12 protein-coding genes are annotated in these 13,084 nt (G+C 67.6%); 6 read left to right on the top strand and 6 right to left on the bottom strand.

Annotated features, from left to right (window positions below; translation table 11 throughout):
- Positions 1–297 precede the first annotated feature (297 nt).
- From FQU96_RS17835 to lpdA, 4 genes are all read left to right on the top strand, one after another.
- Positions 298–1,530 (top strand): 3-methyl-2-oxobutanoate dehydrogenase (2-methylpropanoyl-transferring) subunit alpha, encoded by a 1,233-nt coding sequence (locus FQU96_RS17835; protein ID WP_146542674.1) that lies wholly within the window; start codon positions 298–300, stop codon positions 1,528–1,530.
- 197 nt (positions 1,531–1,727) lie between these two features.
- Positions 1,728–2,741: an alpha-ketoacid dehydrogenase subunit beta gene (locus FQU96_RS17830; protein WP_146542673.1), complete on the top strand. Its 1,014-nt coding sequence runs from the start codon at positions 1,728–1,730 to the stop codon at positions 2,739–2,741.
- A gap of 150 nt (positions 2,742–2,891) precedes the next feature.
- Positions 2,892–4,217, top strand: a complete 1,326-nt coding sequence (locus tag FQU96_RS17825; protein WP_146542672.1) for a dihydrolipoamide acetyltransferase family protein — start codon at positions 2,892–2,894, stop codon at positions 4,215–4,217.
- 4 nt (positions 4,218–4,221) lie between these two features.
- The gene (gene lpdA, locus FQU96_RS17820; RefSeq protein WP_146542671.1) at positions 4,222–5,616 is read left to right on the top strand and encodes a dihydrolipoyl dehydrogenase; all 1,395 of its coding nucleotides are present in this window, start codon (positions 4,222–4,224) and stop codon (positions 5,614–5,616) included.
- Positions 5,617–5,622: 6 nt separating this feature from the next.
- On the opposite strand, the gene FQU96_RS17815 is transcribed toward lpdA, so the two are convergent.
- Entirely contained in the window at positions 5,623–6,606 is a 984-nt protein-coding gene (locus tag FQU96_RS17815; protein ID WP_178130593.1) for an aldo/keto reductase, read from the bottom strand.
- A gap of 180 nt (positions 6,607–6,786) precedes the next feature.
- Between FQU96_RS17815 and FQU96_RS17810 the strand changes: the two genes are divergently transcribed.
- Positions 6,787–7,491, top strand: coding sequence for a phosphatase PAP2 family protein (locus tag FQU96_RS17810; RefSeq protein ID WP_146542669.1), 705 nt, complete (start codon positions 6,787–6,789; stop codon positions 7,489–7,491).
- Between the two features lie 5 nt (positions 7,492–7,496).
- On the opposite strand, the gene FQU96_RS17805 is transcribed toward FQU96_RS17810, so the two are convergent.
- Positions 7,497–7,874 (bottom strand): VOC family protein, encoded by a 378-nt coding sequence (locus FQU96_RS17805; RefSeq protein WP_146542668.1) that lies wholly within the window; start codon positions 7,872–7,874, stop codon positions 7,497–7,499.
- 92 nt (positions 7,875–7,966) lie between these two features.
- Here FQU96_RS17805 and FQU96_RS17800 point away from each other — a divergent pair, with 92 nt between their 5' ends.
- Positions 7,967–8,593, top strand: coding sequence for an ABATE domain-containing protein (locus tag FQU96_RS17800; RefSeq protein WP_146542667.1), 627 nt, complete (start codon positions 7,967–7,969; stop codon positions 8,591–8,593).
- 5 nt (positions 8,594–8,598) lie between these two features.
- On the opposite strand, the gene FQU96_RS17795 is transcribed toward FQU96_RS17800, so the two are convergent.
- From FQU96_RS17795 to FQU96_RS17780, 4 genes are all read right to left on the bottom strand, one after another.
- Positions 8,599–9,219 carry an AAA family ATPase gene (locus tag FQU96_RS17795; protein ID WP_146542666.1) on the bottom strand — a complete coding sequence of 207 codons (621 nt, stop codon included), beginning with the start codon at positions 9,217–9,219 and terminating at the stop codon, positions 8,599–8,601.
- Positions 9,220–9,246: 27 nt separating this feature from the next.
- Positions 9,247–9,669, bottom strand: coding sequence for a hypothetical protein (locus FQU96_RS17790; protein ID WP_146542665.1), 423 nt, complete (start codon positions 9,667–9,669; stop codon positions 9,247–9,249).
- 65 nt (positions 9,670–9,734) lie between these two features.
- A complete protein-coding gene (locus FQU96_RS17785) occupies positions 9,735–11,153 on the bottom strand; it encodes a hypothetical protein (RefSeq protein ID WP_146542664.1) in 1,419 nt (472 codons plus the stop codon).
- 10 nt (positions 11,154–11,163) lie between these two features.
- A complete protein-coding gene (locus FQU96_RS17780; RefSeq protein ID WP_146542663.1) occupies positions 11,164–12,888 on the bottom strand; it encodes a hypothetical protein in 1,725 nt (574 codons plus the stop codon).
- Between the last annotated feature and the right edge of the window lie 196 nt (positions 12,889–13,084).

The following is a 13,084-nucleotide window of genomic DNA, read 5'->3' as shown; positions in this document are numbered from 1 at the left end:
CTCGCGCGTTTGGCCCGGGCACCCGTTCCTTCAAGGAGGCGCCGAACATGCGCCTATCGGAGGTCCCGCTGATGAGCGACCGACTTTCTGGCCGTATCTGGCCGCTTTCTGCCGCCCGTTGGCCACGATAAACAACGTCGTGCAAGACCTTGGGATCAAATACCAACCTGACTTTCTGGCCGTATCTGCCCTTTCTGCCAGCCCCAAGACGACCGCAGCCCGATTTCACCCCTTCATTCCGCCCCGCCGCCGCCCTAGGCTTGGTGGCGGCCGTATCGTGCCGCAACGGAGTGCGTCATGTCCGACCGCCAGCCCCTCTCCTTCCATGTTCCGGAGCCGGCGGTGCGGCCCGGCGGCACGCCAGACTTCAGCCATGTGAGCATTCCCCGCGCCGGCTCGGTGCGCCGACCACCGGTCGATGTGAAGGCCGAGGATATCCGCGACCTCGCCTATTCGATCATCCGCGTGCTCAACCGCGAGAGCGAAGCCGTGGGTGAATGGGCTGGCCTGCTGACCGACAGCGAACTGCTGGAGGGCCTGCGCCACATGATGAGCTTGCGCGCCTTCGATGCGCGCATGGTGATGGGCCAGCGCCAGGGAAAGACGTCGTTCTACATGCAGCACATGGGCGAGGAGGCCGTGAGCTGCGCTTTCCGCAAGGCGCTCGAGCCCGGCGACATGAATTTCCCGACCTACCGCCAGGCCGGCCTGCTGATCGCCGGCGGCTATCCGATGGTCGAGATGATGAACCAGATCTACTCCAACGAGAACGACCCGCTGAAGGGCCGCCAGCTGCCGGTGCTCTACTCGGTGCGCGACCACGGCTTCTTCACCGTGTCGGGCAATCTCGCGACCCAGTTCATCCAGGCGGTGGGCTGGGCCATGGCGTCGGCGATCAAGCGCGACACCAAGATCGCCGCGGCCTGGATCGGCGACGGCTCGACGGCCGAGTCCGATTTCCATGCCGGGCTGGTGTTCGCCTCGACCTACAAGGCACCGGTGGTGCTGAACATCGTCAACAACCAGTGGGCGATCTCGACCTTCCAGGGTATCGCCCGCGGCGGCTCCGGCACTTTCGCCGCCCGCGGCCTGGGCTTCGGCATTCCAGCGCTGCGCGTCGACGGCAACGACTATCTCGCCGTCCATGCCGTGGCGAAGTGGGCGGTCGAGCGCGCCCATCGCGGCCTGGGCCCGACATTGATCGAGTACGTCACCTACCGCGTCGGTGCGCACTCGACGTCGGACGATCCGTCGGCGTACCGGCCGAAGACGGAATCCGACGTGTGGCCGTTGGGCGATCCGGTGATCCGCCTGAAGGATCACCTGATCGCGCGCGGCGCCTGGTCGGAGGACCGCCACAAGCAGCGCGAGGCCGAGGTCATGGCCGAGGTGATCGCCGCGCAGAAGGAAGCCGAGAGCCACGGCACCCTGCACTCGGGCCCGCACCCCTCGGCCCGCGACATGTTCGAAGGCGTCTACGCCGAGATGCCCCCGCACCTGCGCCGCCAACGCCAGCAGGCGGGGTATTGAACGTCCTTCTCCCCGCGCAGGCGGGGAGAAGGTGCCCGAAGGGCGGATGAGGGGCTTCACGATGTTTCGAAACGCACGATACTTCGCCAACAAATGCCGCACCTCCGCCCAAGCACCGAAAAGCCCCTCATCCGGCGCTTCGCGCCACCTTCTCCCCGCCTGCGCGGGGAGAAGGTCAGACCGGAGGATCTAGATTCATGCCGCGCCGTACCATGGTCGAGGCGATCCGCGATGCGATGGACGTCGCGATGGCGCGCGACGACAACGTCGTCGTGTTCGGTGAGGATGTCGGCTACTTCGGCGGCGTGTTCCGCGCCACCGCGGGCCTGCAGCAGAAATACGGCAGCAGCCGCTGTTTCGACGCGCCGATCAACGAGTCGGGAATCGTCGGCGCCGCCGTCGGCATGGCCGCCTACGGCCTGCGGCCGTGCGTGGAGATCCAGTTCGCCGACTACGTCTATCCGGCCTACGACCAGATCGTCTCGGAGGCGGCGCGCCTGCGCTATCGCTCCAACGGCCAGTTCACGGCGCCGATGGTGGTGCGCATGCCCACCGGCGGCGGCATTTTCGGCGGCCAGACGCACAGCCAGAGTCCGGAGGCGCTGTTCACGCATGTCTGCGGCCTGAAGACCGTGGTGCCGTCCAACCCCTACGACGCCAAGGGCCTGCTGATCACCGCCATCGAGGATGATGATCCCGTGATCTTCCTCGAGCCCAAGCGGCTCTATAACGGGCCGTTCGACGGCCATCACGACCGGCCGGTCACGCCGTGGTCGAAGCACCCGCAGGGCGAGGTACCGGACGGCCACTACACCGTGCCGCTGGGCAAGGCCGTGATCCGCCGCGAGGGCAGTGCCGTGACCGTGCTGGCTTACGGCACCATGGTGTTCGTGGCGCAGGCGGCGGCGGAAGAGGCCGGCGTCGATGCCGAGATCATCGACCTGCGCACCCTGCTGCCGCTCGATCTCGAGGCCATCACCACTTCGGTGCGCAAGACCGGCCGCTGCGTGGTCGTGCACGAGGCGACCTTGACGTCCGGTTTCGGCGCCGAGCTGGCATCGCTGGTGCAGGAGCATTGCTTCTATCATCTCGAGGCGCCGGTCATGCGCGTGACCGGCTGGGACACGCCCTACCCGCACGCCCAGGAATGGGACTACTTCCCCGGCCCCGACCGCATCGGCCGCACGCTCAAAGCCGTGATGGAGGCTTGAGATGATTTGCACATCCTTCCCTCCCCCACGCACAGCGTGGGGGAGATGGCCGAAGACCGGAGGGGGAGCCCACGTGATCTCTGTTACCAAAACCACGTCCGATCCCCTCCGCCCCTTCGGGGCACCTCCCCACGACGTGGGGAGGATCTGATGGCGATCCGCATCATCAAGTTGCCGGATGTCGGCGAAGGCGTGGCCGAGGCCGAGGTGGTCGAGTGGCACGTCAAGGTCGGCGATGCGGTGCTGGAAGACCAGGTGCTGGCCGCGGTCATGACCGACAAGGCGACGGTGGAAGTCCCCTCACCCGTCGCCGGCACGGTGATCGCGCTGGGCGCCGAGGTGGGCGCCACGCTCGCCGTCGGCGCCGAACTGGTACGGCTGGAAGTTGCCGGCGCCGCCGACGAACCGGCCGCAGCGGAAGTCGCCGCCACGCCACGCCAGGCCGCTGCCAGCCCACCCGCCGCAGCGCCCGCACCGGCCGCCGACAACGTCGTGGCGATGCGCACCGCAGCGGCAGCACCGGCAGCGGACTCATCCGCACCTACCCGCCCCGCGCTGCCGCGGGCGGTACCGGGCATATCGCTGGGACCGCCACGTGCGGCTGGCGAGAAGCCGCTGGCGTCGCCGGCCGTGCGCAAGCGCGCCCGCGATGCCGGTATCGACCTGCGCCAGGTGCGCGGCAGCGGGCCGGCCGGGCGCATCAGCCACGACGACCTCGACATCTTCATGCGCGGCGGCCCCGCCGCCGCGGGCCCGGCCGCGCGTACAGCCAACACGGCCGTCGAGACCATCAAGGTCGTCGGCCTGCGCCGGCGCATTGCGCAGCGGATGGCCGAGGCCAAGCGCCGCGCCGCGCACTTTGCCTATGTCGAGGAAGTTGACGCCACGGCCCTGGAGGATCTGCGCGCGGCACTCAATGCCGAGGCACAGCCGGACCGGCCGCGGCTCACCCTGCTGCCGTTCCTGATGCAGGCTGTCGTCAAGGCGGTGGTCGAGTTCCCGCAGATGAACGCGCTCTATGACGATGAAGCCGATGTCGTCGAACGCTTCGGCGGCGTGCATATCGGCATCGCCACGCAAACCCCCAACGGACTGATGGTGCCGGTGGCGCGCCACTGCGAAGCGCGCGGTCTCTTCGATGGCGCCGCCGAAGCACAACGGCTGGCGCAGGCGGCGCGCGAGGGCCGTGCCACGCGCGAGGAGCTGACCGGCTCGACCATCACCATCACCAGCCTGGGCGCGCTGGGCGGCATCGTCTCGACGCCGGTGCTGAACCGGCCGGAGGTGGCGATCATCGGCATCAACAAGCTCGCTGTGCGGCCGATGTGGCAGGGCGGCCAGTTCGTGCCGCGCAAGATGATGAACCTGTCGTCGTCGTTCGATCACCGCATCGTCGACGGCTACGACGCCGCACGCTTCATCCAGCGCATCAAGGCCCTGCTCGAAGCCCCCGCCACCATCTTCATCGACGGGTGATCATATGCGCGAGATAAGCGTCAAGGTGCTGGTCATCGGCGGCGGGCCGGGCGGCTATGTCACCGCCATCCGCGCCGGCCAGCTCGGGCTCGACGTGATGCTGGTCGAGGAAAACGTGCTGGGCGGCACGTGCCTCAATGTCGGCTGCATTCCCTCCAAGGCACTGATCCACGCCGCCGATGCCTACGGCCATGCCATGGCGCAGGCGACCTCGGCGCCCTTCGGCCTGCGCGTCGAGCGGCCGACTCTCGACTTCACCCGCACCATCGAGTGGAAGGACGGCATCGTCGGCAAGCTCAAGGGCGGCGTCACGGCGCTGCTGAAACGCCATAACGTCAAGACCGTGCGCGGCCGCGCCGCCATGCTCGACGGCAAGACCTGCCGCGTCGAGTCCGACACCGGCCCGCAGGTGATCCGGGCCGAACACGTCGTGCTGGCCACCGGCTCGCAGCCGGTGGCGCTGCCGTCGCTGCCGTTCGGCGGCCGCGTGATTTCCTCGACCGAGGCGCTGTCGCTGCCGTCGGTGCCGCAGCGCCTTGCCGTCGTCGGCGCCGGCTATATCGGACTCGAGCTTGGCACCGCCTACGCCAAGCTCGGCACCCAGGTAACGGTGATCGAAGCCGAGGACCGCATCCTGCCGGCCTATGACGCCGAGCTCGCCCGCCCGGTGGCGCGGCGATTGAAGGCATTGGGCATCGACGTCATCACCGGCGCCCGCGCCGGTGGCCTGTCGGCCGACGGCGATGCGTTGCGTGTCGAGCAATCGGGCGCCGCGGCACGCAACATCGCGGCCGACTATTTCCTGATCGCTGTCGGGCGGCGGCCGCGCATCGCGGGCGTCGGCCTCGATCAGCTCGACCTCACCATGAACGGCGCCGCCGTGCGCATCGACGAACGCTGCGCCACCTCGATGCGCAACGTGTGGGCGATCGGCGATGTCACCGGCGAGCCCATGCTGGCGCACCGCGCCATGGCGCAGGGTGCGATGGTGGCCGAGATCATCGCCGGCCAGCGCCGCGTGTTCGACAAGGTGGCGATCCCGGCGGTGTGCTTCACCGATCCGGAAGTGGTGACCGTCGGCCTGTCACCCGACGAGGCGCGCGCGGCGGGCCATACCGTACAGACGTCGCTGTTTCCGTTCCAGGCCAACGGCCGCGCGCTGACGCTCGGCGCCGACGACGGCTTCGTGCGCGTGACGGCACGCAGCGACAATCATCTCGTGCTGGGCATCGCCGCAGTCGGCGCCGGCGTGTCGGAGCTGTCCGCGGCATTCGGCCTGGCGCTGGAGATGGGCGCACGGCTGGAGGACATCGCCGGCACCATCCACGCCCATCCCACTCTCGGCGAAGCCTTCCACGAGGCCAGCCTGCGCGGGCTGGGCGAGGCGCTGCACGTGTAACAAAAACTAGAGGTACACCGCCTGCATCGCGGCGGCGGGATAGCGGGCGCCGGCGATGGCGCCGTTGGGGATGGCCTCGGCAATGCACGCCACGTCGTCGGTCGAGAGCGATACGCGCAGCGCACCGAGATTCTCTTCCAGCCGCTGACGCGCGCGCGTACCGGGGATGGCGACGACATCGTCGCCCTGGGCCAGCACCCAGGCCAGCGCCAGTTGCGCCGGCGTGCAGCGCTTGTCGGCCGCCAGCGCCTCGAAGCGCGCCACCAGGGCGCGGTTCTGCGCGAAGTTCTCGGCCTGGAACCGCGGATGCGCGGCGCGGCGACCGTCGACCTGGGCGAGGTCGGTGATGGTACCGGTGAGAAAGCCGCGACCCAGGGGTGAGTAGGCCACGAAACCGATGCCCAGTTCACGCGTGGTGGCGCGCGTCTCCTCGGCCTCGGTGCGGTAGAGCAGCGAGTATTCGGTCTGCACGGCGGCGATCGGATGGGTTGCGTGCGCGCGTCGGATCGTCTGCGGCCGCGCCTCCGACAGGCCGAGATAGCGCACCTTGCCCTGTGTCACCAGGCGCGCCATGGCGCCGACCGTGTCCTCGATCGGCACCGAAGGATCGACCCGATGCTGGTAGTAGAGATCGATGACGTCGACCCCCAGCCGCTGGAGGCTGGCCTCGCAGGCCTCGACCACATAGTCGGGGCGGCCGTTGACGCCGTTGGGCCCGCCCTGGCGCTGCGGCCTGGTCTGGCCGAACTTGGTGGCAAGCACGACCTGATCGCGCCGGCCCTTGATGGCGCGACCGACCAGCGTCTCGTTGTGGCCCCAGCCATACATGTCGGCGCTGTCAAGGTGGCTGACACCGAGGTCGAGGGCATGGCGGATCAGATCTTCCGATGCCGCATCATCGGCCTCGCCGTAGACACCGGACAGCGGCATGCAGCCCAGTCCGACCGCCGCCGCCGTCAATCCGCCCCGACCCAGGGCGCGCTGTTCGATCTTGCCTGTCGTCGTGCCCGTCATGCGCACGGCCTCCGATCATTTCGCATCGATGCGATCATCGGGCCGTCGCGCCCGCACGACAAGGCAGCGATCGCACGCCGAAGCTCTTTTGTGACCAATCCGTGGCTGCTTGAACGCAGCCGTCAACAGGCACTGTTACATTCTTATGATGGTTACATGACCATCATCAGCGACATCGACCGCGCCCTCACCCAGGACATCAACCAGCTGGTCGGCCTCTCGCCGATCGTCGATCTGCTCGTCTTCTACCTGGCCGACATGGACCTGCTGAAGGGCGTGCTGTTCATGGCCGTAGCCTGGTACTTCTGGTTCCGCGGCGACAGCGGCGTGCGCGCCCATGTCGTGAACATGGTGGTGATTGCTTTGCTGGCTGTCGTGGTGGGCCGCCTGCTCCAGAGTGGCCTGCCTCCCCGGCTGCGGCCGCTGGACGATCCGTCACTGGGGCTGACACTGCCGGCCCACGTGACACCCGCCGTGCTGCGCGGCTGGAGTTCGTTCCCGAGCGATCACGCGACGCTCTTCTTCGCCATGGCCGCTGCCTTGGCGCCGATCTCCCGGCGCCTCGCCTGGGCCGCGGCGGCCTGGGCCGCGGTCGTCATCTGCCTGCCCCGGCTCTATCTGGGCTTCCACTATGCCGGCGACCTGATCGGCGGCGCGCTGGTCGGCACCGCGGTCGCGTTCATCTATCTCAAGCTGTCCTTGCAGCGGTTCAGCCACGCGATGGTTCGCCTCGCCAAGCAATCACCCGGCCCATTCTATGCCGCCGGTTTCGTCCTGACGTACGAGATCAGCATCCTGATGGGCGACGTGCGGCAACTGGGCTCGCAAATGATCAAGCTCGTCCATCGCGTGGCCAGCTGAAGCGCTCAGGCCGGTTTGCCGCAGTAGGCCTCGATCCGATAACCGTCGGGATCGACGACGAAGGCGGCATAGTAGGAGTCGCCGTAGTCCTTGCGCAGACCGGGCTTGCCGTTGTCGCGACCGCCCTTCTTCAGGGCCGCGGTGTGGAAGGCATCGACACCTTTGCGATCGCCGGCGGTGAAGCAGATGTGCAGGCCGGAGCGGTCATCGGCCGCTACGGGATGGTCGGTGGCGCTGATCCACAGCACGACACCGTCGCCGCCATAGCCCAGCGAGCTGTCGCTGGCGCTCAGGCACTTGTAACCCAGCGGCGCCAATGCCGCGTCGTAGAACGTTCGGGTCTTGGCGATGTCGCGCACGCCAATGGAGATGTGGTCGATCATGGGAGCCTCCTTTTCTAACTATCAAACCGGTTATAGAGTTATAAAAACGGCAAACCCTTGTCAACCCTCTGACCGGTTAGTATCTGGACAGTATGTCCTCCGCCTCAGCCCTGGCCCGGCCGACCCTGCTCCCTGCCCGTGCCGATCTCTGCATCGACTACGCCAACACCCTCTATTGGCGCGGCACCGAGCAGACGACCGAGGAACTGCACGGGTTGGACGACGTGCTGGCCTGGCAGGAGACGAAGCAGGTGATGCCGGCCGATATCGTCGCCGCCATGAAGGCGTGGTGGGACGAACGGCCGCGCCAGGCCGACGGCGCCTTCGCCGAAGCCCGGTCGTTGCGCGAGGCGCTCTACCGGATCTTCAGCGCCACGGCGGTCGGCGCGACACCGGCAGTGGCCGACATCGAGGCCTTGAACCAGGCGCTCGCCCATACCCCGCCGCGTACCCAGTTGCGCCACACCGACACCGGTTACGCCTGGCAGGTCGCCAAGCTGCGGCCGGCAGTGAACGACCTGCTGGCACCGGTGCTGTGGTCGGCCGCCGACCTGCTGACCAACGCCCGGCTGGCCCGCGTGCGGCGCTGCGCCAACGACAAATGTCTCTACCTGTTCGTCGACGACAGCCGCAACGGCACGCGACGCTGGTGCTCGATGAGCATGTGCGGCAACCGGGCCAAGGCACACCGCCACTACGCCAAGAGCAAGCAGGGCTAGCGGCGTCAGCCCACGATCTTGCGGGCCCAGGGCGGCACGCGCCGCGCCTTCTTGCGACGCCGTCCACGCTCGTAAAGCGCCACGAAGCGGAACGGCACGTCGACGTCGCTGTTGTCGAGCAGCAAGGCGATATCGACGACGGCCACTGCCGCCGCCAGATTGGCGAGCGTACGGGGATAGCGCGCCGCCAGCCGCGCCTCGGGCACGTCGTGGCCACCCTGCCCGACCCGCTGGACGACACGCGCCAATGACAGCGCCGGGCTCTCCAGGCCGATGAAGACGAGGATGATTTCGTAGCCCTGACGCTGGGCCTCGCGCAGGAAGTCGAGCTTGGCGCCGACCGGATCGGAGAACACCGTCTCCATGCAGAACGCCTCGCCGCGCGCCACCAGCTGCCGGCGTTCTTCGTCGGCCAACGTGGCGGCGGCGCGTGCCCGCGCCTCGCCGTCCGGCGTATCGAGTTCGCCCGCGATCAGGTCGGCGTTGACGAACGGCAGGCCCAGCGGCCGCACGTGCAGATCGTAGAACGTCGACTTGCCGGCACCGTTGGGCCCAGCCAGCACCAGGATGAAACGCCCGTCGCCGGCGATCTGTCCCGCCAGCGCCTGCAGGATGTCATCGATCATGGGGCGGCCGCGATGCGGCGCGAACGATCACGCCGACTTGTGGTTGCGCACCGGCTTGGCCGGCACGAAGGTGCGGCCCTCGAGGCGGCCAAGGGTGCGCGTGCCGTCGGCTTCGATGCGCAGCAGCAGCCCGGGATGCTTGGGATCGACGCCGTAGCGCGGGCCACCCAGGGCACCCAGATGCGCCTGCTCGGCCGCGCGCGCATCGCTCGCCACCAGCCGCCGCAACAGGCGGCCGACGGCCTCACGGTTGGCCAGCGCCGGCGTTGCCGCGGCGCCGCCGCCCAGCCGCTTCAGCGCCGCGACCTGGCCGTGCGGCAGCAGCTTCTCGACGGCGCGGCCGAGGATGGCCCAATGCTCGATCTGCGCCGTCAGCGACCGCGACCCGGCCTCGGCCTCTTCGCGCGCCGCCGTCACCAGCGTATTCGACAGCTTCACCGGCAGGCCCATGATCTGCTCCGGTAGTAAAATGCTACCTCTTAATATGCGGTGTCAGCCCAACCCGATCAAGGGGCCTATCTGGGCAGGTTGCGGATCAGGATGGCGCGGTTGAAAGCCTCTTCGAGCTCGGCGCGGCTCATGCCACGCTGCGCCCGCTGGATGCCGTCAGCGATGCGATTGCACTCGGCCTTGATCTGGCGGCGGACCTCGTCGGCATAGGCGCGGTACATGCCGACCAGTTCGTCCTTGTCGGCGCTGCTCAGGTCCTCGCGGCCACGCAGAACCTGCTCCGGCCACGACAGGGGGCCTTCGAGGTCGACCAGAAAAAACACGTTGGCATCGTCGCGGAACAGCCGCAGCTTTGTTTCCAGGTCGATGCCGCGAATCCCTTCGAATTCGGTCTCCCAGGACTTGAACTCGCCGAGATCCTCCTTGATCTCATCGCTCATGGCCCCGAAGAACTTGCCTTTATGGCGATTGACGAAGTCGTTGAAGCTGGCCTCGGTGCGCGCCAGGTTCGCCGACAACTGCTCCAGGCAGTATTTGCCGAACGCCTCGGCGTCGTCGCGGGTGCCGCCTGCCTGCATGTTGCCGGCCCAGCGATCCAGCGACTCGCGCGCCAGGCCGTAGAGCGCCTTGGCCGCCTCGAAGCCATTGGTCTTCACGAACTCCTGCGTATCCTGCCAGCTCTGGGTGAACAGCACGTGCACCGAGGCCTCACGGCCGAGCTGGCTCTGGTACAGGGCCGCGCGCTGGTCGATCTGCAGCTTCTCCCAGGGCTTGATCGCGTCCTTCAGTTCGCCCAGGGCATAGAGCGTCATCCTGAGCCACTCCGGGCCGAACTGCTGCAGCAATTTGCGGATGATCTCCGCGCCGATCTTGACCGGAGTCGGGGCCGGCAGCGACTTGGCCCAGTCGGTGGCCATCACCAGGCTCTTGGCGATCTTCTCCTGCGCCGTGCGGCGCCCCTTGGACGCTTCTTCGGCCGCCTCCTGCATCAGGCGCTTGACGTCACCCAGCACATTTTTCTGTTCGGTCCACAACCCATCGCCGATCCCATCGATGGTCTTCCATTTTTCGTCGAGCTCGCCCGCCATCTTTTCGATCTTGGCCCGCGTCGCAGCGATCTCGTCGCGCTTCTTGGCAACGCTGATCTCCTCCAGGCCACCCCAGAATGCCAACTCGACGTTGGTCATCAGCGTGCGGAACCCCAGCGCCGCGATGCTGGGTGTGCTGGCGCCGCTCAGGCTGTTGTCGAAGAAGCGGCCGGTATCATCACGGGCGCGCCGCACGCGATCACGCCAGGCACTCTCCTTGTCACCCGGACTCATGTCGTCGAGGATGCGGCCGAGGTCGTCGAGCGCCGACTTGCGCGCTGCCACATACTCGACCAGCGCTTTGCGCATGGTGTCGCGCTCGGCCTCGGGGATCTGTGGCCCCAGCTCGTCGAGGCGTGCGTTCAGCTCAGCCGGACGGCGCAGATAGTCGACCATGGCGCCCTCCCTAGATGCCGCTCTCGCCGGCAATGCGCCATGGCCCATTGTCGACCTGCTGTAGCCGCCAAGTCCGGGTCCAGGCCGGCGCGATGTAGCCACGATACGTAACGCCGGCAGGCGTCTTCATCTCACGTACATGTTCGACCTCGATCTGTACCTCGCGCACCCTGGGCAGGCCGGGGTATTCATCGCCGCGGATCAGGATCTGGGGATCGTCAGCCCACAGCACGCGGATGTCGCAGATGCGTTCCTGCAGTTCGTACCGTGCCCGTACCCAGGCGTTGTCGAAGGCGCGCGGCCGATAGGCGTAATAGATCGGCGGCGCACCGCCGACCGCGCGCCAGCCGACGAACAGGCTCTGCCAGGTGGTCTGGTCGGCGGCCTTCAGCGCCTTGAAACTGGCCTCGAGCACGACCTGCGGCGGCGCGTCGTCGGGGGGTGGCGGAGTCTGGGCCCGCGCCAGCTCAGCTTCGCCGGCGAACAGCGACTGCCCTTTCTCATGGATGGTCAGATCGACGAACAGTGCGTCACCGACCGTGGCGGCGAGCGCTTCCAGCTCCAGCCCGACCAGCGCCCGCCCATTGACCACCACCAGCCGCGGCTGCGCCTTGATGCGGCCGATGATGGCGTAGTCTTCACGCAGATTGGGCGTCACACGCTGACTGTAGCGGCGTGCTGCCCGCTGCATGCGCTGCGCTTCCGGACTCTCGGTATCGACGAAGCAGTAGGTACCGCCAACCTGCGCCGCGAACCAGTTGTGCGCCGCCTCGCTCACCCAGTTGCGGGGCGGGATCGACGGCAGGGCCAACACCTTGCCGGCGAGTTGCTCCAGTTCGGGACCCATCAGGTCGACCTTGGGCAAGGAGTCGAGGCGCGCAGCGGCCAGCGCGCCGAGAAACGTCTCACGGGCCCGCTTGCCGACCTCGGCGACCTCGGCCGCACGGATCTCGTCGGCCTTGCGGTAGGCGAGGTCATCAGCGGTCAACTGGTAGACGCCGCCATCGATGAGCGCGCGCAGGGCGTCGAAATCCTGCTGGATCGCCTTGGTGAAGGCGCTGTTGGGATGCTGCTTCAACAGCCATTGCAGGCGAGGCTCGACCTGGACCAGTTCACTGCGCGACCCTTCGGTGCCGAAAGAGCCGCGTCGCCAGCCGCCATCACGCAACTGGCTGCCGAAACGCTCCCACTTCTCGAGCCAGCCGGACCACGACTCGCCGAGACCGTCGGAGCTCATCTCCTCAGGCCCATCAGCCCCCAGTGTGCGACGACGATTGGCATTCTCGTAGACACGCTGCAGGCGCAGCGGCGCCGTCAGATCGAGCGTCTGCCAGCCCTGCTTTGACGCACGCCGGCGCACCGTCAGCCTCAGGGGCGCGCCTTCGGTCAGTCCTTTCGCCTTCCAGACCTGGCTCTCGCCGTAGAGCCCCACACCCTGACCTTGGAGCATGCGCTTGCGGTCGGCCTCGTTGGCCGTCAGCTTGGCCAGCGGCTCGCCATTGATTGCGATCACTTCGTCGCCGACCTGCAGGCTGGTATCGCGAAAGGCGCTGTACCAGCGTATCCAGCTTACGCGCAGCGCCGGCAGTTCGCCGTCCAGCATCGGTGTGCTCACCAGGCCGCTGTTGAGCGAATCCGGCTGCACGTAGACGCGACCTGCTTGCGCCACACCGATGGCCTGCGCCCAGCTCGAACGGCTCAGTTTGAACGCGCAGAGGCCGAGCAAGAGTTGCATGATGCCCCGGCGACCGCGACTGCGTGCGCTGCGCTGTGACATGGACTGCTCTCTGGTTGCGAGTTCGCTCCACGCCGACGCCTTCGCGCCGACGGCCAAATAACTGTCTTTGAAATATCCCCAAACAACGCGCTTGCGGTTGTGCGTCGACTGGACGGGCCAGAAACGATTGGCTTCTTTCGCGACGCGCTACCGC

Origin of the sequence: Reyranella sp. CPCC 100927 (genome assembly GCF_007859315.1) — a bacterium.
Classification (GTDB): Bacteria; Pseudomonadota; Alphaproteobacteria; order Reyranellales; family Reyranellaceae; genus Vineibacter.
The sequence above is the reverse complement of the archived record's forward strand: the minus strand, read 5'-3'. Positions and strand labels throughout refer to the sequence as shown.

Coding starts and splice junctions, on each gene's coding strand:
- FQU96_RS17835 (WP_146542674.1), top strand. CDS start 298: ATGTCCGACCGCCAGCCCCTCTCCTTCCATGTTCCGGAGCCGGCGGTG.
- FQU96_RS17830 (WP_146542673.1), top strand. CDS start 1,728: ATGCCGCGCCGTACCATGGTCGAGGCGATCCGCGATGCGATGGACGTC.
- FQU96_RS17825 (WP_146542672.1), top strand. CDS start 2,892: ATGGCGATCCGCATCATCAAGTTGCCGGATGTCGGCGAAGGCGTGGCC.
- lpdA (WP_146542671.1), top strand. CDS start 4,222: ATGCGCGAGATAAGCGTCAAGGTGCTGGTCATCGGCGGCGGGCCGGGC.
- FQU96_RS17810 (WP_146542669.1), top strand. CDS start 6,787: ATGACCATCATCAGCGACATCGACCGCGCCCTCACCCAGGACATCAAC.
- FQU96_RS17805 (WP_146542668.1), bottom strand. CDS start 7,874: ATGATCGACCACATCTCCATTGGCGTGCGCGACATCGCCAAGACCCGA.
- FQU96_RS17800 (WP_146542667.1), top strand. CDS start 7,967: ATGTCCTCCGCCTCAGCCCTGGCCCGGCCGACCCTGCTCCCTGCCCGT.
- FQU96_RS17795 (WP_146542666.1), bottom strand. CDS start 9,219: ATGATCGATGACATCCTGCAGGCGCTGGCGGGACAGATCGCCGGCGAC.
- FQU96_RS17790 (WP_146542665.1), bottom strand. CDS start 9,669: ATGGGCCTGCCGGTGAAGCTGTCGAATACGCTGGTGACGGCGGCGCGC.
- FQU96_RS17785 (WP_146542664.1), bottom strand. CDS start 11,153: ATGGTCGACTATCTGCGCCGTCCGGCTGAGCTGAACGCACGCCTCGAC.
- FQU96_RS17780 (WP_146542663.1), bottom strand. CDS start 12,888: ATGCAACTCTTGCTCGGCCTCTGCGCGTTCAAACTGAGCCGTTCGAGC.